Here is a 22,341-nt window from a genome sequence, read left to right as displayed (position 1 = left end):
CCACGCTTATGTATAGTTAGTGGATGGCTGATTTGAATTTGCCGCCATGCGCTTCTTGGGTATCCATAATGGTTGTAAAGGCATGTGGATCTATTTCGGAAATAATGGTTTTAAGCTTGGTAATTTCTAAACGCGTCACCACTACGTATATGACTTCTTTTTCTGTACCTTCAAATCCGCCTTTACCATACAGTTTCGTCACGCCGCGGCCTAAACGATGCGTAATAGCGTCTGATAGCTCTTCATAGTGATTTGAAACTATAAAAGCTGCTTTTGTTTCATCAAGCCCTTGAATAATCGCATCGATTGTTTTAGAAGCAATATAGTACGTAAGAATTGAGTACATGGCCTGTTCCCAACCTAGCACAAACCCTGCCCAAGCAAAAATGAAGATATTTAAAAACATCACAAATTCGCCCACAGAAAACGGGATTTTTTTTGTTAATAAAATACCTAAAATCTCAGTTCCGTCTAATGCTCCGCCGTGACGAATGACCGTTCCTACACCTGCTCCCAACAGCAGCCCGCCAAATACAGTAGCAAGAAGCGGTTCAGATGTTACCGCTGGAACATGGTGCAATTGAGATTCTACAATGGATAAAGCAACGACTGCAAACATAGATGAAAAGCAAAAGTTACGACCAATTTGTTTGTATCCACTATATAAAAAAGGGAGATTAAAGATGATGATAAGAAGACTGAACGGCAATTTCGTTAAGTACACTAAAATTAGAGAAATACCGATAATACCGCCATCAATTACGGAATTTGGGACTAGAAATAATTCGATAGAAACGGCAGCCAAGGAAGCCCCAATTAACATCATAATGTAGCGATAAATGAGCCGACCTGCCTTTTCCTTTTTGTGCTGTTTCGTTGTCATAAAATCTTTCCTTTCAAAATACTGCCTATACGCAACTCTTACTAGTATAACTAAGTCTTGGGAACTCTATCCAATTATCTACTTTAAAAAAGACTAGCCAGAATAAACAAAATCCTGTTAAATTAAACGGTAGACATTTGCTGAAATAAAGGAGCTGTACATATGATAAACGTATATATTCCAGCGCTTCAAACAAGCGCTGGCGAAAAAGCGGCACGCTATATTGATACATTAACCAAACCGATAGGAAGCCTTGGCAGACTCGAAGAAATAGCAGTGGAATTAGCGGCCATGACCGGGGAAGTTTTTCCGACGGTCACGCCGCCAGGAGTCCTCGTTTTTGCAGGTGATCATGGAATTGTAAAAGAAGGAGTTTCAGCTTATCCACAAGACGTAACGGCACAAATGGCGCTGAATTTTTTACAGGGAGGAGCAGCTATTAACGTGTTTAGTCAGCAAATAGATGCCCAGTTCAAACTGATTGACATCGGCATTGCTTCTGACCTTTCCCATAAGAACCTTGTACAACGCAAAGTGAAGCTAGGTACAGCAAGTTTTTATAAAGAAGACGCGATGACGCGCAGTGAGGCAGAACTGGCTGTTCAAGTCGGATATGAAGAAGCTGAAGAGCTTATTGCCCAAGGAATCAAATGTTTGATTGTAGGAGAAATGGGCATCGGAAATACTACGTCAAGCACGGCTATTTTAGCTGTATTGACAGGAGAAAAAGTCTCTAAGCTTGCAGGAATGGGCACAGGGATTTCTGATGAACAACTGCGCCACAAAGTGAACGTGATTGAAGAAGCGCTGCAAAACAGGCACATCAACCCTCAGGATCCGATTGATATTATCAGTAAAATAGGGGGTCTTGAAATTGCCGGGATGACAGGCGCTATGCTGGCGGCAGCTGCTCACCGTATTCCTATTTTAGTAGATGGTTTTATTTGTACAGTTGCAGCCCTTCTAGCGACAGAAATCAATACACAAGCAAGAGACTATATGTTTGCTAGTCACGAATCTGTTGAACAAGGCCATGCATGTGCAATGAAGCTTCTTGACAAGAAACCGCTCCTCAACCTCAATCTTCGGTTAGGTGAGGGAAGTGGAGCTGCTGTTACATTTCCGCTGCTGCACTCGGCTTCACTGATGATTGCCAATATGGCCACGTTTCAATCTGCGGGAGTGTCTGAGAAAGAATAAACCTAAAAAAGACATGGGAACAAAACCATGTCTTTTTTCTTTATTTTATAAAAAAATCTTATATTTTTAACATCATAAACCAATAAATGCTAAAGCTAGCACCTGTTAAAATAAATGATCCAATAATTAACAATACCAGTGCAACGCGTCGTTTAATCGCTTGAATTTCTCTATCTTTTGGCAAACGTCCCATTGGTCTTCCTCCATTATGTAAATATTTCACGTATTTTCCTATTTTACTCCGCTTTAAAAAGAGAGAACATATGTCAAAGTTACTAAAAATCAAATTATTTCACAAAAAAATTGTATCCCCGTTACAGCAGGGCAAAGAATACGTATTTTTCCAGTTAGAAAAGGACTGCTCTAAAGGTTTACTTACATGGCAACAACCTTTATCATATAACTGACTATACTATGATGTTATCCAAAGTTGGAAGAAATCTCAATAAATGTGAGTGTTATAATTACATGATAAGAGTCAGAAAATTTTAAAAAAGAGTGTGAGCAAACAATGAACGGTATGTTGATTATTCGGAACGGTGCTCCTTTTTATGAAGGAGCTTCCGTGCCTATTCCAAAAGATAAATCCTGTATTATCGGACGAAGCAGTGAAGAATGGGAGCCTTATCTGGCCTTTCAAAGTGCTTACATTTCACGCAAGCATTTTGAAGTAACGTACGAAAGCAATGCTTTTTTCATTACAGACTTGTTTAGTAAACACGGGACAAAAGTAAATGGAGAAGAGTTACAGCCTGGAACCCCTCGTTTATTGAAAGAGCAGGATGTCATTACCTTAGCAAATGAAGAGGCAGCTTTAGTATTTAGAAATGATGATATGGATGCAACCCTCGATTTAGGACCTTTGCTAAAACAAATAAATAAGCCATTTTACACATTAGATCCAATTTTGCAGAAAGTAAAAGTAAAAGAGGAAACGTATATTCTGTCAGATAAAGAATACGCGTGCTTAGCTTATCTTCTAGAATACAACAATCAATTTGTTTCAAAAGAAGCATTAAAAAAAAGCGTTTGGCCTGAACGAGTAGAGTCAAATGGAGAAATTCTAGTAGCAGCAGAAGAGCTGAATGCGCTGATTTACCGGGTTCGCAAAAAAATAGGAACATATTTAGAAATCGAAGTGATTCGAGGAAAAGGATATTGGCTGCACTTTAACGAAAATGGACGTGAATAGAATCACGTCCATTTTTTAATCTCGTTTTACAGCATGTACACGTATATGTTTAGCTTCTGCCAGCCAAGATCCGTTTTGAAATAGTTTATCTTGCATTCGATTTTCTAAGCGCGTAATGAGGACATTTTTAGTTTCTGTCGTCACGTGAGCAAAAAGAGGGGCTGCATTTGTTTCTAACCAATTACGCAAGCCGTTTTCCCCTTTTAACAAGAAGGGGCGGCTGTAGTGAATAGCCGTGGTGACTTGAAAATTCTGTGATTCCAAAAGAGAAGAATATTCAGCTACAGAAGGAAAGTACCATGGGAAATCTACATCGTTATAAGGGATATCAAACGTTTTAAATTGACGAATGATTTCTGTGAAAATTTCGTCCATGTTTCCTTTTCCCCAAAATTCTGCTACAAATCGGCCATTTGGTTTTAAAGCATTGTAAATGTTTTTAATGACAAGGTGAGGAGGACGGATGTCGTGTAAAGTTGCATTGGAAAAAACTGCGTCAAATTGTTCGTAATAAGGAAGGTTAAGGGCATTTACCTGTTCAAAGGATAGAGTTGGATACTGATGACGAGCTTGTTCAATCATATTTTCAGAGCAATCGATGCCTGTTGCACGGACATGAAGCTTATTGAGCTGCGAAATAAATTCGCCAGTGCCACAGCCAATATCTAAAATATGTTCGCCAGCTTGAGGAGAAAGAAGGTTCATAGCACTTCCTCCAAATGAAGAAACAAACGGAAGATGATACACTTGAGCAATTTTTTGTTGATTAACAGTTTGACTCATGAAGTGATTCCTCCTTTGTAAAAGATGATGACTATCGTTTTATAAGAAGAAACAAGCTTTGAATAGTAGATATGAAGTTATTGATAGAATTATACCATATATCTTACTTATTATGCCGAAAACTCCAAAGAAAAAGCGCACCAAACTTCTAGTTTGGGCGCTGATAAGCATGAACTATTTTATAACCATTAACCGAACTGAACAAATAGAGGAAGATCTGTATGACCCATCTCACGTACGTAGACGTATAAATTTCCTTTATGATGAATTTCATGGTCAATGGCCATTTGTAAAAGTTGTCTTCCAGGAAGCTTTCTTCCAAACGCTGCAGTTGCGTCAATGGTCTTGTTTAAATCATCTTCGCTAAGTGAGCGTAATACGTCTACTGTTTTTTTCGTATATTCAGCTGCAAGGTCCGATAATGACTTACCGCTAAAATCAGCTTTTTGACCAAGTGGAGATAAATCACCGGATTTTACCACTGATGCAAATGCATAAAAGGATGTTAAAATATGCGTAGATAAGTCAAAAGCGGACATAGATGTCGGGGCAGGCTTGTATTCGTAGTGACCTGCTTCAATTTTGTTGATTAATTCATTAGTTACGTTTCGATGTGCTAAAAAGTGATGACTCATTTGTTCAACTGTCATGATGAAAGGCTCCTTTATTATGTATTCGCTTCTGAGTATAGCATTTGAAAATCAGAAAGCGAAGAAAAAACTTTATCAATAAGAAAAACAGCTGCATATGAGCAGCTGTTTTTCTTAATATTAGAAATTACGTTGTTTTAACTCTTCAAGCAATAACTCCATACCTTCGCGGCTTAAAGTTAATTTGCCATCTGCAATTGTTACGTTGTCAGAAGATACTTCGCCAGTAATCGCACAAGCACCGTTCGGCTCATATTTCTTTAAAATAATTCGATCTGTTTCGACAAAAATTTCAACAGGATCTTTTACATCTATTTCAAGAACACGTCTTAACTCTTTAGGAATTACGATACGACCTAAATCATCTACTTTTCTTACAATACCAGTCGATTTCATTTTTTAATCACCTTTACTTTTATATTTTATTGAGTACGCAAAATATTATTTTTGGAATTTCTAAGATGATTATATACTAGATAACCGCTAAATTTGTCGAAGTTATTAATATGTAAATGAACTGTAATATTATTGAAATATTATCTGTAAATACAAATCCTCCTACAATATGGAATATATAGGGCTCTTTGTATGATATAGGAGATGAAGGAATTAATTACATTTGACATACAATTTTATTTATGTTTATGCAGCAGCCTAGAGTTAGGCTACATGTAAGTGTGGAAGCAAACAAGTTGAAAGAATGAAGAGAATATGATTAAATTAAAAAAGTAACTTGCTCAAAATAATTAAATCGTAATGATTACGTATTTCAAATAAAAAAGTAATAAAACGAAAGGATGACAAAGAGTTTGGCTAAAAAATCAAAAGTTGTAAAAGAACAAAAGCGTCAAGAGATGGTAGCGAAGTATGCGCAATTGCGCCAAGAGCTGAAGGAAAAAGGAGATTACGAAGCGTTAAAAAAATTGCCTAGAGATTCTTCGCCAACGCGCTTAAATAATCGCTGCCGCGTTACCGGTCGTCCGAGAGGCTACCTTAGAAAATTTGAAATGTCACGCATCGCGTTTAGGGAATTAGCCTACAAAGGACAAATTCCAGGTGTTAAAAAAGCAAGCTGGTAGTATAAAAGCCCTCATAATGAGGGCTTTTATTATTTATTAGCTGCAAAATATCGAGCAATTCCCTGGTAAATACCTGTAGATATTTGCTGCTGATACGCGTTAGAAGAAACAATTTGCTCATCGTGAGCATTTGATAAAAAGCCTAATTCAAGAAGTACAGCCCGCTGGTTGTTTTCTCGAGTAACATAATAATCTCCAAAACGAACCCCCATATCCTTCATAGAAGGCGCGTTTTCAGCCATGCTTTCTTGAATGTATTTTGCTAATTCTTTATCTTTGGATTCACTGTAATAAAATGATGCGATGCCGTTTGCAGACGATGAAGTAGACGCGTTATAGTGAATGCTGATAAATGCATCTGCATGCTTTGCTTCACTAACGTTCACTCGTCCGCTTAGTGAAATAAAAGTATCGTTTGAACGCGTCATAAATACATTTGCTCCAGCATTAGCTAAGCGGCTTGCCACAAGTTTTGCTGTTGTTAACGCTAAATTTTTCTCAATCGATGACTTGCCTGAAGTGCCAGGATCATATCCGCCGTGCCCAGCGTCTACTACAATAATTTTATCTTTTAAAGCAGCAGATGAGGAAGGCAAACTAGCTGAAGTTGTAGAATCAGCCGCAGCTGTTAACCCTTTTGATACCCATGCTGTTTGACTGGCAGAGTACTGAATTTGCACCCAGTCATTCGTTTCGTTTACTTTTTTGAATCTTTCACCTGCTTTTGCTACGCGAATGATTCCCGCATTTAAGCTCGGCTGACTGCGTAAATTTGAAGCTTTTGTAATTTGAATCGACTGGGCTGTTTGTGAAGACTGTCCAGAACCTGTTTGTAAGTATTGACTTGCCACCCAGCCTGTTTTGCCGCTTGCTGTTTTAATCTGGGACCAGGATCCGCTTTCTTTTAACACGGTTACTTTTGCATTGCGCGGTAAGTTCGTCACGATGGACGCACTTGTGCTTGCAGAAGAACGAACGTTTAATGAACTGGCGTTAACGACCGCTGGCTTGGTTGACGTAGAACCAGAGTCATTAGTCGGCGCAGAGGAGCCAGAGCCTACTTGTAGGTACTGACTTGCTACCCAGCCCGTTTGACCGCTTGCCGTTTTAATCTGGGACCAAGACCCGCTTTCTTTTACCACGGTTACTTTCGAATTGCGCGGTAAGTTCGTCACGATGGACGCGCTTGTGCTTGCAGAAGAGCGAACGTTTAATGAGCTCGCATTAACGACCGCTGACTTCGATGTTGTAGAGCTAGAATCTTTAGCTGGCGCAGAAGAACCAGAGTCTGCTTTTAAGTACTGACTTGCCACCCAGCCCGTTTGACCGCTTGCCGTTTTAATCTGCGACCACGATCCGCTTTCTTTTACCACCGTTACTTTTGAATTGCTCGGTAAGTTTGTCACGATGGATGCGCTTGTGCTTGCAGAAGAGCGAACGTTTAATGAGCTCGCATTAACGACCGCTGACTTCGATGTCGAATTTGCGGTAGACGTACTGTTTGTTTGCGTTTTATTTATGTATTGAGATGAAATCCAAGCTTCTTTACCGTTATAGGTAATTTTAGCCCATCCTTTGCTTTCATCTACTATATCAACGGTGTTTCCCTTCGTTATTTTTCCAACGATAGCACCGCTTGTACTAGGCGTTGCACGTACATTTAACGATGTAGCAGTTACTTTAGCCGATTCAGCTGCATCTGCATCAATTGAATGCAAAAGCAATGAAGAGCTTAAAAGAACAGAAGAAACGGCTGTGTACATGACATGTTTTTTATTCATTTTTTCCTCCTTGCAAATTACAAATTTCAACATAAGGTTATTGGTATACAAATCATATATCGGCAAATAGTCCAAAATTTTGAGTTAAATCTACTATTATCTCATAATACCGATATTATCCATCATACTATATGTCGAAATTCAATTGTATAATGAATTTGAACTATCTGCCATCTTTGCCGATAAAATTTTACATTAATGTAAAATATAATTATATTAAAGGTGGAATTTAGCGATATTAAAGACCTTTAATCCTTTGTTCATCTACATTTTGAGGATGTGTCTTCTACTAGTAAGAACGTAAAATAGTATAAAACAGCTGAGTGTGAATATGATAGAGGAGAGATAGAAAATAAAAGCGTATCTATCTTTTGGAGGAGGAAACATCCACAATTATGAAACATTTAGAATAAAAATAACAAAAATATATAAAATAATACAAAGCCTGTCTGGAGGGGTATAAAGCTCGTAGCGCAAACCAAAAGTAAATAGTTAGAAAATTCTTTCTTTTTACTTTAAAACATGGTACAGTATAAAAAAGTGAAAGGGTGGAAACTGATATGCGAAAGATTGTTCAGTATGAAACAAAGTGGTCGCTTTTGTATCAAATGGAAAAAGAAGCGTTGCTTAATACACTAAGAGATTTTTCAGTAGACATCGAACATATTGGAAGCACGTCCGTTCCAGGATTGGCTGGTTCACCAATCGTTGATATTTTAATCGGAGTCAAACGCGAAGAAGATATAAATGAAGTGCGCGCTATATTAAAAAATAAATCTCACGTATATGTAGCAGAAAAAGAGATGTTTGTCTTATTAAAAGAAGGCGTTCCAGCTGCACACTACCCTCCAATTATGACAGCTAAAAATGCACGTAAGCTCATTCCACATGATGCGAGAAGAAGTCATGTATACGTAACGGTCAGTGAATCACCTTACTGGAACGAACGAATTAATTTCAGGGAGCAGTTACGCTCGAACGAACGTGCTAGAAAAAAATATGAAGGTATGAAATACGAGCTTTCAAAACGACTGTGGAACGATATTTCTACCTATGAGTACAAAAAAGAGGAATTCATTCAGCGCAGTCTATAAAAAACGTCATTTCAATTGAAATGACGTTTTTTTAATTAATTATCTTGTAAAACAATGGTCTCAAGCTTGTCAGCAGTATTTACTGCGAGAACCGTATAGTTTTTACCACTTTGAAGATTTGTTCCAGGAAGACTTAGTATTTCTTTTCCATCTGCCGTGGAAACAGATAGATCATACGAACCCGGATTTACTACTTGATAACCTGAAATGCTTTTAAAAGACAGATCTTTAAATAAAGGAGCAGCACCTTTAGGACCTACGTTTACCGCAGGAGCATCAGGAGATAAATGAGCAACACGTAAGCTTGCTTTTCCATCCATTCCTTGCTTATTATTCGTGAAAGCCTGCAGTTCAAGGTTTTCTGCTTTATTTACAGCGGCCACTGTATACGATTTTCCACCGTCTACAACAAGGGTAGCTTCGATGATGGAATCTTTTGTTCCTTTTGTCTTCGCTTCGTATACTTCTACTTTATGAGAACCGGCTGCCAAAGGCAAAGAGTTGGCGACATCTTTAAACTTTGCTCCTTCTACTAAAGCTTTGTCATCCACAAAAATGTCTACAGCCGGAGCATCCGGTGAAGCATGAACGATGCGAACTTCTGCATTTTGAGCTGTTCGCTCATTTGCAGCAGGAGGTGTTTCAGCGGCAAATACTAACATGCGGCTAAGCGCCAAGAAGGCAATCACTGCTGCCATTACGAATAGTCGTTTCATCAAGTATCACTCCTTTTTTAGTATACACAGCTTTATGTAAAGAGAAGGACTGTGCAGTTGTTAGCGTATACTAAATAAAATCAACTATTCGTTTGTTTGTTAATTTTTGATGTGTTTACTGAGATTTCTGACGAAAAAATCGAAGAATAGCCAAAATATTGTACAGAGCTGTTAAGAGCCATGTCAGTAAAAAGCCTAGGCCAAGCCCAATATTGGCATCTATATACGTATGCGTGAAGTCATCATATACGACGTAAGAAAGAGGAGCAATCGACAGTAAAAATAGAAGAAAAAACAAAAGCGTTTTCCATTTGTTTAAAGTGAAGGTTAAACAAAAGAAAAGGAAAGCAGCGAACAATAGAAGAGCGTCTCGAATAGCCCAAGGTAAAACGCCGATATGTGGATTAGCGAGAAGAAAAGTCGGAATAATTGAAAGGAGGAAAAGGAGAGAAAGTAAAGTCACGTGAAGAGTGTGCTTTTTTGTAAAAGCCGGCACCAATAAAAACGCTGCGGTTGCGCTTAAAAGAAAATTACAAATTAAAATAAACTCCATATCAACACCTCATTTATTGAGTATTACTTTTAGTCTATTCAGCATGCTGTTAAAGTAGATAAAAAAGCTGCGATGTTCATCGCAGCTTTTGGTTATTCGAATTTAAATCCTTGTTTTTCAAGCATAGCTCGAACTTCTGGGTAATAAATGGTTTTATAAATAGCTGATACAGTTTGTGACCAGTTGCGGTCATCAGCACCGTTTGTTCTCTTTTTCATATACTCTGCCATTTCAGCATCATAGTCTTGAATCAATGGCTTTAAGTCGTGATTATAGCTTTCACGATGGTGCACAGCAGCTTGTGGCAATCGAGTTTTTTTCGCAGAATGATCTGCCGGATGTCCAACCACAAGACCGCTTACTGGGAATACGTATTCCGGTAAATCGAGCAGTTCAATGACTTCTAGCGGCTTTCTGCGAATTCCTCCGATTGGGACTGTACCTAAACCGAGTGATTCTGCTGCAACTGTTGCGGCTTCTAAAGAAATTCCAGCATCAGTTGCTCCGACTAAGATTGATTCAAGCCCATCGGTTACGCCAAGAGGGGCATCGTTAAGTTCAGCTGCAATCTTAGCACGGTTAAAATCTGCACAAAAGATTAAAAATAGAGGAGCTTGGTCGATCCACGCTTGGTTGCCGGCAAGCTCCGAAAGTTTTTTCTTCTTTTCTTTATCTTGGACGCTAATAATAGTCACTTGCTGTCCATTAATAGAAGAAGCGGCTGACTGAGCAGATTGAATAATCGTATCTAAATGCTCATCACTTACTGCTTCGTCTGTATACTGACGGATAGAACGATGATCTTGAATTGTACGAATTGCTTCATTCATGATGCGTCATCCTTTCAAAAAAGTTATGATTAACCTTGTAATGTTTTTACATCTAAAGGTGCTACAAGTACGCCAGTTTGAGCAAATGCTACAAAACTTTGGAAGTGAGCTGATTTATTGTGTGCTTGAATTGCTTCTTCGCTTTTCCACTCTTCAATCATCATAAATGTGTTAGGTGTAAAAGCATCTTCAAATAGTTGATAGTTGCTGTTTCCTTCTTCTTGTAAAGAATGCTTAATTAGTTCTTGTACGTTTTCTAAAAATTCTTCTCTTTTTGCTGGGTTAACTTTCATTGAAGCTTGTAAATGAATCATGGGTGATTCCTCCTTTAATAATGATGGTGCTTTATATTATTTGTTTTGTTTTTAATCTTTCATTCAATTTATGATTAAAATGAAGATAAGTTCGAATATCATCGAACAATGAAACTATAACACCGATTAAATAACAGTGCAAGGAATTTAGTTCGGAAGTTATCGAACATTGATACACAAAAGAAGCTGTGTTATATTTTAAGCATGAGAAAACCTTATCAACCACCGAAATCTGAAATTAAATTAACGCCTATTTTACATGCGTTGAGTGATCCTAACCGGCTGCGAATTGTACAGTGTTTAGCGACAAGAAAGGAGCAGACCTGTTCGTATTATCAAAAATTAAATGTATCAAAATCAACGCTATCACATCATATTAAAGTACTTCGCGAAGCTGGAATTATCAAACTACGTATAGAAGGTACGCAGCACTATTATTCCTTGCGTTTAGAAGAACTTGAGGAATTGTTCCCAGGTCTGCTTCCTTCCATTATAAATATAGATGAGCAGTTATTTTAAAAGCTGAACAATGTTTTGTTCAGCTTTTTTGTTCAAAATAAATGTGTCCATGCAGGCTGCATCCGGGATTAAAAGGAGAACGACAGTGAGGGCAAGTCGAGTTACAAGTTAAATATTCATGAATGGATAGCTCATGTTTACATACTCCGCAAAGAATAGCTTTTTCATTAAACATAGCTTTTGGCCACCTTTTAATATCATGATCAGCATGTCCGTTATGACATTGATAGCATGGATAATATGTATTACAGCAATAAAATTTTATTGCAATAATATCTTTATCCGTACGGTAGTGCATGCAGCGCGTTTCGGAATCCACCGTATCACCTTTTACTATAGGTGCAGATTTGTTCATTATCATCACTCCCTATGAAAAGTATAGCATGCTTTTATACGCCTTATCATACATATGTAAAAAGAAAAATGCTATAATAAAACCATCGTTTTACATGTCAGATTGCATGCTAAAAAGATCAGATAAAAATTGATGTCAAAACAGATCCATTAAGTGAAGTAAAGAGAGGAAGAAAAAATGAGTAAGCAAGTTATCGTTTTTACCGGAGGCGGAACAGCTGGACACGTAACACCAAACATTGCCATTATGAAAGAATTAGACAGTGAAAAATGGGATATCCATTATGTCGGTTCTCACAATGGTATTGAGAAAGAATTAATTACAAAATTAAACGTTCCATATCATGCGATTTCAAGCGGGAAGCTGCGTCGATACGTAGATATGGAAAATGTAAAAGATGTATTTCGAGTAGCAAAAGGAGTTGGCGATGCACGTCGCGTGCTGAAAAAGTTAAAGCCTTCTCTTGTGTTTTCAAAAGGCGGTTTTGTCACAGTCCCTGTTGTAATGGCTGCTAAATCGCTAAACATTCCCGTGTTCATTCATGAAAGTGATTTAACACCGGGACTGGCAAATAAAATTGCGCAGAAATTTGCCACTAAAATTTTCACTTCTTTTGATGAAGCGGCAAACTATTTTCCAAAAGAAAAAGTGCAGGTTGTTGGTTCACCTATTCGAAAAGAATTATTTAGCGGAAGCGCAGCGAACGGGGAAAGCTGGCTTCGCTTTTATGATAAGCGCCCAATTTTAACCATTATGGGCGGAAGTTTAGGAGCACGTCGCATCAATGAGATTGTTCGAGAGTCCTTGCCTGAACTGCAAAAGAAATTTCAAATTGTACACCTGTGCGGAAAAGGCAATGTTGATACAAGCCTTGAAAAAGAGTCGGGCTACCGTCAGTTAGAATATGTAAATGAACAGCTTCCAGATGTTCTAGCGGCGACTGATTATGTGATTACACGCGGCGGATCAAATGCTATCTTTGAGTTTTTAGCCCTTCATAAACCGATGATGATTATTCCTTTGTCAAAAGCACAAAGCCGAGGAGATCAAATTTTAAATGCACAGTCCTTTAAGAAAAAAGGCTACTGTATGGTTGTGGAAGAAGAACAGTTAACAAAAGAAGTGTTTTTGCGTGAAGTAAATGAGCTTCAGCAGCAGGCAAGTACGATGAAGCGTACAATGCGTGAAGCAACAAAAACGGATGCCATTTCAATTCTTGTAAATGAAATTGAGAAAATGAGCTAAAAAAAGCGTTCTTATCGAGGAGATAAGAACGCTTTTTTCTTTGAATCTATTATTTTAAAATAATGAATAAATAGCAAAAAATAAAGCTTTTAAAATTTCAAAAAATGTTGTTGACAGTAAATTTTAACAGGAGTAAGATTACTCTCATGAAACGTTCCACAGTGAAACGCTGAGTCTTTCCTGAAAGAGAGGGAAAGAGCGGAGGACCCAATTACTAGGGGTGAATCTCATAATTGAGTAGGGTTACTTTCTTGACCCGAACCCGTCAGCTAACTTCGTAAGCGTTAAGAGAGAGGATGGTGTAATCGTGGCCGTTTTCTATAAAAGCGGATAGCGCGTTCCTTTCAAAATATAGGCGAAAGGAGCGTTAACATGCATTTATCTAAGCAAATGATTCAAATGATTGAATATCGTGCAATATGTGATCAGCAATCTTTTGATCTAGCAAACCGCTATTTGTCTATGTTAGCTAATCAAAGTATTAAACGCAGCAGTAAAAACCATAATTAAGTCTAAAAATTAAATAACAAATATACGCTTAATCAATTATGAGCGGGGGACCCAATATTTTGTACGTATGTACTAGGGGTGAATCTCTTAACTGAGTAGGGTTACTTCCATAACCCGAATCCGACAGCTAACTCCGTAAGCGTTTTGGGAGTGAAAAAATTCGTGTCGATCACGGCTTATTTGTCGTGCATTAAACCGCGGAAGAGGACTCTCTTCTGCGGTTTTTTTATGGAAAAATAGGAGAGCAGCTTATGTCTGCACCGTAAAGAGGATATAGTAGGGCTTTTAAAACGAGATCAACAATACGTTAGGAATAATCAAAGATAACCTTTCGCTGCTAGCTCACTTGGGCGTGATGCTTTACGCACGGTAACAGTCACTACGCTTAATCATTGGTGGTAAGAAACAGTTAGGAGGGAGCAACTTGGATATAATCATGCTGGGAACGCTTGTCATATTAACAGCTGCTATGTACGGAATTATTTGCTGGTCGTCTCGTGTAGTAGACGAAAGAGAGGAGAAGTGAACGTGTCGTTCATTTTGCTAGGTATTTCAGTTCTCGTTTTAATTTATTTAGTATATGTACTGTTAAATCCAGAACAATTTTAATAAGCGGAGGAATAAAACGTGGGGATTTTTCTACTATCAGTTGCGCTACTGCTTGTTTTTGTAGCGCTTATTGCAAAGCCCGTAGGTATTTATATAGCGAATGTGTTTTCAAACGATAAAAACACTAGCTTGGTAGGAAAGATAGAATCGGTGATGTTTAAAGCGGCAGGAATTAAAGGGCATAATCAGACGTGGAAGCAATATGCAATTGCTCTCGTTTTGGCGAATACGTTTATGATTTTTGTGGTGTATCTTATCTTCCGGTTTCAAGGGGTACTGCCGCTTAACCCAAGCCACATCAAAGGAATGGATCCGGCCCTTGCTTTTAACACGGCCATTAGTTTTATGACAAATACGAACTTGCAGCATTACAGCGGTGAATCAGGTTTGTCCTATTTCTCGCAGATGGCAGCCGTTGTATTTATGATGTTTGCTGCACCAGCAACGGCACTTGCAGTAGCAATCGCGTTTATTCGTGGGTTGGCAGGGAAGGAAATAGGAAACTTTTTTGTTGATTTTGTGAAATCAATTACGCGTGTTTTACTTCCTATCGCTTTTATAACCGGCATTTTATTTATGATTTCAGGTGTCCCTCAAACGTTAAGCGGAACGGTGACTGCCCATACATTAGAAGGGGCAACACAGCAAATAGCAAGGGGACCAGTTGCTTCTTTTCTTTCAATTAAAGAGCTAGGCAACAACGGAGGGGGATTTTTTGGTGTTAATTCAGCCCATCCATTTGAAAATCCTAACGCGTTGAGCAATGTATTACAAATTGTCCTTATGCTTTTATTGCCAACAGCACTTCCTTTTACGTACGGAAAAATGATCGGACAGCGTAAGCAAGGCCGCATCTTGTTTGTAGCGATGAGTATGCTGTTTATCGTTATTTTAAGCACAGCGTTTGTAACAGAGTGGGGCGGCAATCCAAGACTTGATGCTTTTCATCTAAATGAAGCGAGCGGTTATATGGAAGGCAAAGAAGTTCGTTTTGGTGTCGGTATGTCGACTCTTTACGCCATCGTGACGACAGCAAGTGAAACAGGTGCGGTCAACACCATGCACGATACCCTTACACCTCTTACCGGGTTGTTAACGCTTGGAAATATGATGTTAAATACCGTATTTGGCGGTGTCGGAGCAGGATTTATGAATGTCATGATGTACGTCATCATCGCCGTATTTTTATCAGGTTTAATGGTTGGAAGAACACCAGAATACGTAGGTAAAAAAATTGAAGGAAAAGAAATGAAGCTCATCGCCGTGACGCTTATTCTGCAGCCGCTGCTAATTTTAGGAGGAACAGCCGTAGCGCTAACTACTCATTTAGGAATAGAAGGTATATCAAACCCAGGCTTTCACGGGTTAAGCCAGGCACTGTATGAATTTACATCATCAGCAGCAAACAATGGCTCTGGTTTTGAAGGACTCGGTGACGCAACTCCGTTTTGGAACATTTCTACGGGAATTGTTATGTATATTGGACGCTACTTCGGACTAATTACGATGCTGGCGGTATCGAGCTCACTAGCATCTAAGCAGCTTGTTCCTGAAACACCTGGGACATTTAAAACGGATACGTCTTTATTTAGCGGCATTTTAATTGGAACTACCGTTATTGTAGGGGCACTTACGTTTTTCCCAGTGCTTGTACTTGGGCCGGTTGCTGAGTATTTGACACTGTAATCAAGAAAGCGGAGGATTATAATGAATAAACGGAATTTTACGAATAATCTTGAATTGGATCGTAACAGTCACATTCAAGGTGCTGTAGATAAACAAACTTCATCGATTTTTATTCAATCAGTAAAGCAGGCTTTTATCAAGCTAAGTCCAAGAACGATGATAAAAAACCCTATCATGTTCGTAGTAGAAATCGGGTTTGTTATTACGCTTTTTTTAGCTGTTGTTCCAGATCTTTTCGGAGAAAGTACAGTAAGCGCAGGCTTTAATATTGCCGTATCTCTCGTGTTATTTTTCACAATTGTTTTTGCTAATTTTGCAGAGGCATTAGCAGAAGGTCGAGGAAAAGCACAGGCAAACTCATTAAAGCAATCGAAAGGTGATATTACAGCTAATAAACTTCAAAACGGGCAAATGATACAAGTTTCGGCATCGCAACTAAAAAAAGGAGATATCGTCGTCGTTTCACAAGGCGAAATGATTCCTGGAGATGGAGAAATCATTAAAGGACTGGCATCTGTTGATGAATCGGCCATTACCGGTGAATCGGCACCTGTTTTGAAAGAAGCAGGCGGGGACTTTAACTCTGTAACTGGAGGTACAAGAGTTGTCAGCGATGAAATTACAGTTAAAATTACGTGTGAGCAAGGTGAATCATTTTTAGATAAAATGATTTCGCTTGTTGAAGGAGCAGAGCGTCAAAAAACGCCAAATGAAATTGCGCTAAATACGGTTTTAACAAGTTTGACGATTATTTTCTTACTAGTTGTTGTGACGCTTCCTGTATTTACAAACTACTTACATTTTCAACTGGACACGGCTATTTTAATTTCACTGCTCGTTTGCCTCATTCCTACGACAATTGGAGGATTATTATCGGCCATTGGAATTGCTGGGATGGACCGAGTTACGCAGTTTAACGTGATCGCTATGTCAGGAAAAGCAGTAGAAGCAGCTGGTGACATTAACACAATCATTTTAGATAAAACCGGCACCATTACGTTTGGAAACCGAATGGCTCATCAATTAACGACTGTAGAAGGCACAGACGAACGTGAACTTTACAAATGGGCGTTTGTTTCTTCTCTTTATGACGAAACACCAGAAGGACGCTCAGTTGTTGATTTTATTCAAAACCGCATGGGAGTAGAAGATCTTAAAAAAACCGAAGGGACGTTTGTTGAATTCAAAGCTGAAACGCGAATGAGCGGCATTGACTTACAGAATGTATCTGTACGAAAAGGGGCAGTGGACGCCGTCACGGCATGGGTAGAGTCAAATGGCGGGATGGTTCCCTCTGATTTGCAGCAAAAAGCAAACGAAATTGCAGGAGCTGGTGGCACGCCGCTTGCCGTCGCCGCTGATGATAAAATTTACGGCTTGATTTATTTAAAAGACACGGTAAAACCAGGAATGAAAGAACGTTTTGAGGAACTTCGTAAAATGGGTATTAAAACAGTCATGTGTACAGGAGATAATCCGCTAACCGCAGCAACCATTGCAAAAGAAGCGGGAGTAGATGAATTTATTGCGGAATGCAAGCCAGAAGACAAGATTCAAGTGATTAAATACGAACAGCAGCAGGGAAAGTTAGTTGCCATGACAGGTGACGGGACAAACGATGCCCCTGCACTTGCTCAAGCTGATGTTGGCTTAGCAATGAACAGCGGAACCTCAGCTGCTAAAGAAGCAGCAAATATGGTGGACTTGGATTCCGATCCCACAAAAATCATTGAAGTCGTTTCGATTGGAAAACAGCTATTAATGACAAGGGGTGCCTTAACTACATTCAGTATCGCAAACGATATTGCGAAATATTTTGCCATTATTCCAGCGATGTTTACCTTGGCGATTCCGCAAATGGAGGCTCTTAACGTAATGAAGCTGAATTCACCTCTATCTGCCGTATTGTCAGCGCTTATTTTTAATGCGGTCATTATCCCGCTGTTAATTCCCTTAGCCATGAAGGGAATTGCGTATAAGCCGATGAGTTCTAACGCCCTATTGCGAAAAAATTTGTTCATTTACGGGTTAGGCGGGGTGTTGGTTCCATTCATTGGGATTAAAGCAATTGACTTACTACTTTCATTTGTAATGTAGAGGAGAAGAAACGATGATACAAACAGAACGAACGGGAAGCATTATTGTTCGCTTAACAATTATGATGATAATTCTTTGTGGTCTTATTTATCCTGTTGTGATGACAGGTATTGCTCAAACAGCTATTCCAAGTAAAGCAAACGGCAGCTTAATCTATTCAAACAACCACCAAGTTATCGGTTCTAAGCTCATTGGACAGCAGTTTACAAGCAATGAATTTTTCCATGGCAGAGTCTCTAGTATCGATTATAACGGGGTAGGATCTGGGTCGTTGAATTTAGCACCTTCAAATAAAGATCTTACGAATCGTATCGAGAAATCCGTAGCGGCGTGGAAAAAAGAAAACGAGGTGCCAAAAGAAGGAATTCCAGTTGATGCCGTCACAAATTCGGCTTCTGGACTCGATCCTGACATTACGCCACAAGCTGCATATGCACAAGCAGAACGAGTGGCAAAAGCGGCGCACATTAAAACCAACATGCTAAAAGAGCTGATCAAAGAACACACTCAGCAAGGAGCTTTTGGTGAAAAACGAGTAAATGTAGTAGAGCTAAATTTAGCTGTTCAACGAAAGCGCTAATTACATGCACTCGCTTCATGTATTGAAGCGAGTGTGATAAAGGAGTACAAACAATGAAAGAAAAAGAAGCTCATCCATACTTTCGAAGAAAAACTCCGGAAGAACTATTGCGTGAACTTCATGATCAGAAGCGAGGAAAGCTTAAACTTTACATCGGTGCCGCGCCGGGAGTAGGAAAGACGTATAAAATGCTTCAAGATGCGCACGATTTAGTCAAAGAAGGCATAGATGTCGTAGTTGGATATATAGAAGCACACGGCAGGCACGAGACTAAAGAGATGATCGGAAATCTAGAAGTAATCGAAAGAGAAACCGTTTTTTATAAAGGAAAAGAATTGAAAGAGCTTGATTTGCTGGCGATTGTAAGAAGGCGCCCAAAAGTTGTAATTATCGATGAACTTGCTCATACAAATGTTCCGACAAGCCGTCATAAAAAACGTTTTGAAGATGTTTCTTACCTGCTCAACCAAGGCATTTCAGTCATGTCAGCAATGAATATTCAGCATATGGAAAGCGTACATGATCTCGTATATGCCATTACCCAGGTAAAAGTTCGTGAAACAGTGCCAGATTTATTTATTCAGCAAGCAGATGAAATTCAGCTTGTCGATGTTACGCCGGAACAGCTGCAAAAGCGTCTTCGTGAAGGCAAAATATACGAAGTTCATAAAATTGAACAAAGCCTGCAGTCTTTTTTTAAGCTCGCAAATCTCCATGCCCTTCGTGAATTAACGCTCCGAGAAGTAGCGGATGAAGTGGACGGTAAGCTCATTCATGCCCATGAAATTGGCGTAACAGGTATTTGCGAACGCATTTTAGTATGCATTCAATATAGTGGAACAGCTGAAAAATTGATTCGAAGAGGCTGGAGAATGGCAAACCGATTGAAAGCAGATTTGCTGCTGCTTCATGTTTTTACAGGCGAGCAAACTGAAAGGCAAAAAGCACAAATTAAAGAGTGGCGGGAATTTGCTGATCGCTTTCACGCATCGCTAATTGTTGAAGAAGCTAAAAACCAAAAACCAGCTGCAGTGATTGTGAACGTAGCCAAGCAGTATCGCGTTACTCAAATCTTACTAGGGCAATCAGCCAGGACAAGGTGGGAAGAGATTCGAAAAGGGTCTATTGTGAATACGATTATGAGACAGACTTATAACATCGACATTCATATTGTTTCAGATTCAGCAAAGCAATAACAATAAAATGGATGTATACTAAAAGGAGAATATGAGTGAATATTGCGTTTTTTTTACTCCCGAAAAAAGAAGTCGTTACCCTGTCGACACGGTCAACTGTTCGTCAAGCATTGGAGAAAATGGAATATCATCGCTACTCTTCTGTACCGCTCATTAACCAAAAAGGAGAATATGTAGGGACTTTGGCAGAAGGAGACTTGCTATGGAAGCTAAAAAGCCTAGAACATATAGAACTTCATGAGCTAGAACACCTGCGAATTGAAGAGGTCCCAAGGCATCGTGATTATGAACCTATCACCATTAATGATGAAATGGAAAGTATTTTGTCACGTGCGTCTGAACAAAATTTTGTACCAGTTGTAGATGACCAAAATATTTTTATTGGACTCGTGCGGCGAAGAGAGATTATAGAGTATTGTATCTCTCAACTTTTTATACATGGAGAAACGTCTTTAAATGTGAAGATTTAGTTAAGTTTGCGTAAAAAACATAATTTTTACATAAAAGGTAGTCTTTTTTTATATAATTAATGTTATAATAAGAGATGTAAAGACGAAACTTGCGTAATGTAAGCCTCTAACATTTGTTAGAGGTTCTTTTTTTACATAACATAAAACATTTGATTTCAGTTCTTTCTATGATTAAGTTAGAATAAGTGTTAAAGTAAGAGGTTTCTTGCTTTTTTACATAAGAAAAGTGAGCTGTACAAAGGAGACAAAGTATATTGACTACGGAAAAAACAAAAAGCGATCAATTACGCAGCATATTCAAAACTATTATCTTCGCTATCGCTCTAGTATTTATGATTCGCGCATTTTTATTTTCTCCGTATATCGTAGAAGGCGCTTCAATGAACCCAACGCTGCATAACGGAGAGCGTTTGTTTGTGAATAAACTGTCGTATTCGCTCCATGATATTCGCCGCGGAGATATTGTGATTATTAAAGATGAGGCTAAGAATAAGCATTATGTAAAAAGAGTAATCGGTCTGCCAGGTGAAAAAATCGAAATGAAAAAAGATCAGCTTTATATTGATGATAAAAAAGTAAGTGAACCTTATTTAAAAACGAATCGTCAAATTGCCAATAACATGGATATGGAGCTTACAGGAGATTTTGAACCTGTTCAAATACCTAAAAACGAAGTATTTGTAATGGGTGATAACCGTTTGTACAGTATGGATAGCCGCAACGGTCTAGGTCTCATTGATGAAAAACGGATTGTCGGAAAAAGCGAATTTGTATTTTACCCCATTAAAAAAATAAGAAAAACAACGTAAAAAGAAATGCCGGCGAAGGTATTTCTTTTTTTGTGCCTATGTCTACTCGGCTTCTAGATGGGCAAGCTAAGGAAAAAAGGTGTGAATTAATTGAAGACAGCCTATGAAAAATTATTTAAGCATTTTAAATTTGTTGATGCTCTTGAGATGAAAAACCGATTAGCAATGGGACCTATCCTCACATACGCTTCACGGGAAAACGGAGAAATATCCGATCTTGATATGTCTTTTTACGAAAAACGAGTAGGGGGCGTCAGTACGGTAATTATCGGCCCCGCGTTTATCACAGAAAATGGCCAAGTAGCACATGGTCAAATCGGCATTCATCGTGATCAGGTTATACGAAAGCTTCATCAACTAACCCAAATGATTCATAGAAGAGGAGCTAAAGCGATTCTTCAACTATCACACGGGGGAAGAAAGTGCGTAGAAATGAAAAATAAATGGCAAGCCATTAGCCCAAGTGAAAAGCCTCATAAACGTAAAGGCAAAAAGCCTGTTCAAATGACCGAGCGCGATATAACTTATATTGTTCAAGCGTTTGGCGAAGCTACCACCAGAGCTATGGAAGCCGGGTTTGATGGAGTAGAAATTGACGGAGGAAATGAATGCTTACTGCAGCAGTTTATGTCAAGGCAAGCAAATGAACGAAGCGATTCTTATGGAGGAAGCGCAGAAAACCGCTTCACTTTTGCACTTGAAGTTATTCGTGAAGTGACGCGTCGAGCAGCTCATGCGGGCAAACCATTTATTGTGGGATATACATTAGCACCCAAAGAAAAAGGCTATTTAGGAAATAAAGTGGAAGATACATTTGAGTGGATTGATCGTCTTGTTTATACAGAAATTGACTATTTACATATCAGTGCTTTGCATGAACCTACCTTAAGTAGTGAAGAAAATCGTTCACTGGTTTCTTCGATTATTAAGCACGTTAATCACCGGATCCCTCTTGTGGGTACAGGAGGACTTACGGCAACAGAAGTAGCAGAAGCTTTTGAGAAAGGGCTGGCTTTAATTACGATTGAACAAGCATTAGTTGTACAGCCAGATTGGGTAGAAAAAGTGATAAATAGCGATGAGCCCGCTTCTATGGATGTGACGTCATTAGATAAAGATGTGAGTTTGCCACCTGAAGTGCTGGCTCACTGGCAAGATATGCATAAAAACGACCGCCCTTATTAAGTGAG

General features: G+C 38.9%; 26 protein-coding genes and 2 riboswitches. Of the genes, 15 read left to right on the top strand and 11 right to left on the bottom strand.

Annotation, left to right across the window (positions count from 1 at the left end; all coding sequences use genetic code 11):
- Window positions 1-16 precede the first annotated feature (16 nt).
- Complete coding sequence (locus tag ACFX40_RS22545) at window positions 17-883, bottom strand: YitT family protein (protein ID WP_013057742.1); 867 nt, start codon at window positions 881-883, stop codon at window positions 17-19.
- A gap of 162 nt (window positions 884-1,045) precedes the next feature.
- Here ACFX40_RS22545 and cobT point away from each other — a divergent pair, with 162 nt between their 5' ends.
- Complete coding sequence (cobT, locus tag ACFX40_RS22540) at window positions 1,046-2,083, top strand: nicotinate-nucleotide--dimethylbenzimidazole phosphoribosyltransferase (protein WP_028409174.1); 1,038 nt, start codon at window positions 1,046-1,048, stop codon at window positions 2,081-2,083.
- Between the two features lie 58 nt (window positions 2,084-2,141).
- On the opposite strand, the gene ACFX40_RS22535 is transcribed toward cobT, so the two are convergent.
- Window positions 2,142-2,306 (bottom strand): hypothetical protein, encoded by a 165-nt coding sequence (locus ACFX40_RS22535; protein WP_155727968.1) that lies wholly within the window; start codon window positions 2,304-2,306, stop codon window positions 2,142-2,144.
- Window positions 2,307-2,594: 288 nt separating this feature from the next.
- Here ACFX40_RS22535 and ACFX40_RS22530 point away from each other — a divergent pair, with 288 nt between their 5' ends.
- The gene (locus ACFX40_RS22530; RefSeq protein WP_050689859.1) at window positions 2,595-3,275 is read left to right on the top strand and encodes an FHA domain-containing protein; all 681 of its coding nucleotides are present in this window, start codon (window positions 2,595-2,597) and stop codon (window positions 3,273-3,275) included.
- 15 nt (window positions 3,276-3,290) lie between these two features.
- On the opposite strand, the gene ACFX40_RS22525 is transcribed toward ACFX40_RS22530, so the two are convergent.
- From ACFX40_RS22525 to ACFX40_RS22515, 3 genes are all read right to left on the bottom strand, one after another.
- Window positions 3,291-4,058, bottom strand: coding sequence for a class I SAM-dependent methyltransferase (locus ACFX40_RS22525; protein ID WP_045293281.1), 768 nt, complete (start codon window positions 4,056-4,058; stop codon window positions 3,291-3,293).
- A gap of 188 nt (window positions 4,059-4,246) precedes the next feature.
- Window positions 4,247-4,708, bottom strand: a complete 462-nt coding sequence (locus tag ACFX40_RS22520; protein WP_353749613.1) for a DinB family protein — start codon at window positions 4,706-4,708, stop codon at window positions 4,247-4,249.
- A gap of 120 nt (window positions 4,709-4,828) precedes the next feature.
- Window positions 4,829-5,104, bottom strand: a complete 276-nt coding sequence (locus ACFX40_RS22515; protein ID WP_013057736.1) for an AbrB/MazE/SpoVT family DNA-binding domain-containing protein — start codon at window positions 5,102-5,104, stop codon at window positions 4,829-4,831.
- Between the two features lie 413 nt (window positions 5,105-5,517).
- Between ACFX40_RS22515 and rpsN the strand changes: the two genes are divergently transcribed.
- Window positions 5,518-5,787, top strand: a complete 270-nt coding sequence (gene rpsN, locus ACFX40_RS22510) for a 30S ribosomal protein S14 (RefSeq protein ID WP_013083817.1) — start codon at window positions 5,518-5,520, stop codon at window positions 5,785-5,787.
- A gap of 29 nt (window positions 5,788-5,816) precedes the next feature.
- Here rpsN and ACFX40_RS22505 read toward each other — a convergent pair whose 3' ends face one another.
- Entirely contained in the window at window positions 5,817-7,568 is a 1,752-nt protein-coding gene (locus tag ACFX40_RS22505) for an N-acetylmuramoyl-L-alanine amidase family protein (RefSeq protein WP_377256388.1), read from the bottom strand.
- Window positions 7,569-8,128: 560 nt separating this feature from the next.
- Here ACFX40_RS22505 and ACFX40_RS22500 point away from each other — a divergent pair.
- On the top strand, window positions 8,129-8,662 hold the full coding sequence (locus tag ACFX40_RS22500) for a GrpB family protein (RefSeq protein ID WP_028409170.1): 534 nt from the start codon (window positions 8,129-8,131) through the stop codon (window positions 8,660-8,662).
- 35 nt (window positions 8,663-8,697) lie between these two features.
- On the opposite strand, the gene ACFX40_RS22495 is transcribed toward ACFX40_RS22500, so the two are convergent.
- The 4 genes from ACFX40_RS22495 to ACFX40_RS22480 all read right to left on the bottom strand — a co-directional run bounded on the left by ACFX40_RS22495 (window position 8,698) and on the right by ACFX40_RS22480 (window position 11,075).
- Window positions 8,698-9,378: a DUF4397 domain-containing protein gene (locus ACFX40_RS22495; protein ID WP_377256385.1), complete on the bottom strand. Its 681-nt coding sequence runs from the start codon at window positions 9,376-9,378 to the stop codon at window positions 8,698-8,700.
- 115 nt (window positions 9,379-9,493) lie between these two features.
- Entirely contained in the window at window positions 9,494-9,931 is a 438-nt protein-coding gene (locus ACFX40_RS22490; protein WP_028409168.1) for a hypothetical protein, read from the bottom strand.
- Between the two features lie 92 nt (window positions 9,932-10,023).
- Window positions 10,024-10,761 carry an NADPH-dependent oxidoreductase gene (locus ACFX40_RS22485; protein ID WP_377256382.1) on the bottom strand — a complete coding sequence of 246 codons (738 nt, stop codon included), beginning with the start codon at window positions 10,759-10,761 and terminating at the stop codon, window positions 10,024-10,026.
- Window positions 10,762-10,790: 29 nt separating this feature from the next.
- A complete protein-coding gene (locus ACFX40_RS22480; RefSeq protein ID WP_013057729.1) occupies window positions 10,791-11,075 on the bottom strand; it encodes a putative quinol monooxygenase in 285 nt (94 codons plus the stop codon).
- A 204-nt stretch (window positions 11,076-11,279) separates the two neighbouring features.
- Here ACFX40_RS22480 and ACFX40_RS22475 point away from each other — a divergent pair, with 204 nt between their 5' ends.
- Window positions 11,280-11,594, top strand: coding sequence for an ArsR/SmtB family transcription factor (locus ACFX40_RS22475; RefSeq protein WP_013083811.1), 315 nt, complete (start codon window positions 11,280-11,282; stop codon window positions 11,592-11,594).
- A gap of 19 nt (window positions 11,595-11,613) precedes the next feature.
- On the opposite strand, the gene ACFX40_RS22470 is transcribed toward ACFX40_RS22475, so the two are convergent.
- On the bottom strand, window positions 11,614-11,949 hold the full coding sequence (locus tag ACFX40_RS22470; RefSeq protein ID WP_377256379.1) for a CHY zinc finger protein: 336 nt from the start codon (window positions 11,947-11,949) through the stop codon (window positions 11,614-11,616).
- A 177-nt stretch (window positions 11,950-12,126) separates the two neighbouring features.
- Here ACFX40_RS22470 and ACFX40_RS22465 point away from each other — a divergent pair, with 177 nt between their 5' ends.
- The 10 genes from ACFX40_RS22465 to ACFX40_RS22420 all read left to right on the top strand — a co-directional run bounded on the left by ACFX40_RS22465 (window position 12,127) and on the right by ACFX40_RS22420 (window position 22,336).
- Window positions 12,127-13,194 (top strand): undecaprenyldiphospho-muramoylpentapeptide beta-N-acetylglucosaminyltransferase, encoded by a 1,068-nt coding sequence (locus ACFX40_RS22465; protein WP_013057726.1) that lies wholly within the window; start codon window positions 12,127-12,129, stop codon window positions 13,192-13,194.
- 157 nt (window positions 13,195-13,351) lie between these two features.
- A riboswitch (cyclic di-AMP (ydaO/yuaA leader) is annotated at window positions 13,352-13,494 on the top strand.
- A 72-nt stretch (window positions 13,495-13,566) separates the two neighbouring features.
- Window positions 13,567-13,704, top strand: a complete 138-nt coding sequence (locus tag ACFX40_RS22460) for a hypothetical protein (RefSeq protein ID WP_155920457.1) — start codon at window positions 13,567-13,569, stop codon at window positions 13,702-13,704.
- A gap of 15 nt (window positions 13,705-13,719) precedes the next feature.
- Window positions 13,720-13,862, top strand: a riboswitch (cyclic di-AMP (ydaO/yuaA leader).
- Window positions 13,863-14,226: 364 nt separating this feature from the next.
- Window positions 14,227-14,313 carry a K(+)-transporting ATPase subunit F gene (gene kdpF, locus ACFX40_RS22455; RefSeq protein WP_080754503.1) on the top strand — a complete coding sequence of 29 codons (87 nt, stop codon included), beginning with the start codon at window positions 14,227-14,229 and terminating at the stop codon, window positions 14,311-14,313.
- Window positions 14,314-14,337: 24 nt separating this feature from the next.
- Entirely contained in the window at window positions 14,338-15,999 is a 1,662-nt protein-coding gene (gene kdpA, locus ACFX40_RS22450) for a potassium-transporting ATPase subunit KdpA (RefSeq protein ID WP_176526453.1), read from the top strand.
- Between the two features lie 21 nt (window positions 16,000-16,020).
- Window positions 16,021-18,096, top strand: coding sequence for a potassium-transporting ATPase subunit KdpB (gene kdpB / locus ACFX40_RS22445; protein WP_098332036.1), 2,076 nt, complete (start codon window positions 16,021-16,023; stop codon window positions 18,094-18,096).
- Between the two features lie 13 nt (window positions 18,097-18,109).
- Window positions 18,110-18,676: a potassium-transporting ATPase subunit KdpC gene (gene kdpC / locus ACFX40_RS22440; RefSeq protein ID WP_377256376.1), complete on the top strand. Its 567-nt coding sequence runs from the start codon at window positions 18,110-18,112 to the stop codon at window positions 18,674-18,676.
- Window positions 18,677-18,729: 53 nt separating this feature from the next.
- Window positions 18,730-19,872, top strand: coding sequence for a KdpD-like non-kinase potassium sensor (kdpDN, locus tag ACFX40_RS22435; RefSeq protein WP_060746321.1), 1,143 nt, complete (start codon window positions 18,730-18,732; stop codon window positions 19,870-19,872).
- 35 nt (window positions 19,873-19,907) lie between these two features.
- Window positions 19,908-20,342: a CBS domain-containing protein gene (locus ACFX40_RS22430; RefSeq protein WP_028409161.1), complete on the top strand. Its 435-nt coding sequence runs from the start codon at window positions 19,908-19,910 to the stop codon at window positions 20,340-20,342.
- A 254-nt stretch (window positions 20,343-20,596) separates the two neighbouring features.
- On the top strand, window positions 20,597-21,151 hold the full coding sequence (gene lepB, locus ACFX40_RS22425) for a signal peptidase I (RefSeq protein WP_013057720.1): 555 nt from the start codon (window positions 20,597-20,599) through the stop codon (window positions 21,149-21,151).
- A gap of 90 nt (window positions 21,152-21,241) precedes the next feature.
- The gene (locus tag ACFX40_RS22420; RefSeq protein ID WP_377256372.1) at window positions 21,242-22,336 is read left to right on the top strand and encodes an oxidoreductase; all 1,095 of its coding nucleotides are present in this window, start codon (window positions 21,242-21,244) and stop codon (window positions 22,334-22,336) included.
- The last annotated feature ends 5 nt before the right edge of the window (window positions 22,337-22,341 follow it).

Origin of the sequence: Priestia sp. YIM B13552, assembly GCF_042787775.1 — a bacterium.
GTDB classification, from domain to species: Bacteria; Bacillota; Bacilli; order Bacillales; family Bacillaceae_H; genus Priestia; species Priestia megaterium_E.
The sequence above is the reverse complement of the archived record's forward strand: the minus strand, read 5'-3'. Positions and strand labels throughout refer to the sequence as shown.

What these genes read in the sequence shown, in the direction of transcription:
- ACFX40_RS22545 (WP_013057742.1), bottom strand. Translation starts at nt 883, where the DNA reads ATGACAACGAAACAGCACAAAAAGGAAAAGGCAGGTCGGCTCATTTAT.
- ACFX40_RS22525 (WP_045293281.1), bottom strand. Translation starts at nt 4,058, where the DNA reads ATGAGTCAAACTGTTAATCAACAAAAAATTGCTCAAGTGTATCATCTT.
- ACFX40_RS22465 (WP_013057726.1), top strand. Translation starts at nt 12,127, where the DNA reads ATGAGTAAGCAAGTTATCGTTTTTACCGGAGGCGGAACAGCTGGACAC.
- cobT (WP_028409174.1), top strand. Translation starts at nt 1,046, where the DNA reads ATGATAAACGTATATATTCCAGCGCTTCAAACAAGCGCTGGCGAAAAA.
- ACFX40_RS22480 (WP_013057729.1), bottom strand. Translation starts at nt 11,075, where the DNA reads ATGATTCATTTACAAGCTTCAATGAAAGTTAACCCAGCAAAAAGAGAA.
- ACFX40_RS22515 (WP_013057736.1), bottom strand. Translation starts at nt 5,104, where the DNA reads ATGAAATCGACTGGTATTGTAAGAAAAGTAGATGATTTAGGTCGTATC.
- ACFX40_RS22475 (WP_013083811.1), top strand. Translation starts at nt 11,280, where the DNA reads ATGAGAAAACCTTATCAACCACCGAAATCTGAAATTAAATTAACGCCT.
- ACFX40_RS22500 (WP_028409170.1), top strand. Translation starts at nt 8,129, where the DNA reads ATGCGAAAGATTGTTCAGTATGAAACAAAGTGGTCGCTTTTGTATCAA.
- ACFX40_RS22530 (WP_050689859.1), top strand. Translation starts at nt 2,595, where the DNA reads ATGAACGGTATGTTGATTATTCGGAACGGTGCTCCTTTTTATGAAGGA.
- kdpB (WP_098332036.1), top strand. Translation starts at nt 16,021, where the DNA reads ATGAATAAACGGAATTTTACGAATAATCTTGAATTGGATCGTAACAGT.
- ACFX40_RS22485 (WP_377256382.1), bottom strand. Translation starts at nt 10,761, where the DNA reads ATGAATGAAGCAATTCGTACAATTCAAGATCATCGTTCTATCCGTCAG.
- ACFX40_RS22460 (WP_155920457.1), top strand. Translation starts at nt 13,567, where the DNA reads ATGCATTTATCTAAGCAAATGATTCAAATGATTGAATATCGTGCAATA.
- ACFX40_RS22490 (WP_028409168.1), bottom strand. Translation starts at nt 9,931, where the DNA reads ATGGAGTTTATTTTAATTTGTAATTTTCTTTTAAGCGCAACCGCAGCG.
- kdpDN (WP_060746321.1), top strand. Translation starts at nt 18,730, where the DNA reads ATGAAAGAAAAAGAAGCTCATCCATACTTTCGAAGAAAAACTCCGGAA.
- ACFX40_RS22505 (WP_377256388.1), bottom strand. Translation starts at nt 7,568, where the DNA reads ATGAATAAAAAACATGTCATGTACACAGCCGTTTCTTCTGTTCTTTTA.
- ACFX40_RS22520 (WP_353749613.1), bottom strand. Translation starts at nt 4,708, where the DNA reads ATGACAGTTGAACAAATGAGTCATCACTTTTTAGCACATCGAAACGTA.
- kdpC (WP_377256376.1), top strand. Translation starts at nt 18,110, where the DNA reads ATGATACAAACAGAACGAACGGGAAGCATTATTGTTCGCTTAACAATT.
- ACFX40_RS22495 (WP_377256385.1), bottom strand. Translation starts at nt 9,378, where the DNA reads ATGAAACGACTATTCGTAATGGCAGCAGTGATTGCCTTCTTGGCGCTT.
- ACFX40_RS22470 (WP_377256379.1), bottom strand. Translation starts at nt 11,949, where the DNA reads ATGAACAAATCTGCACCTATAGTAAAAGGTGATACGGTGGATTCCGAA.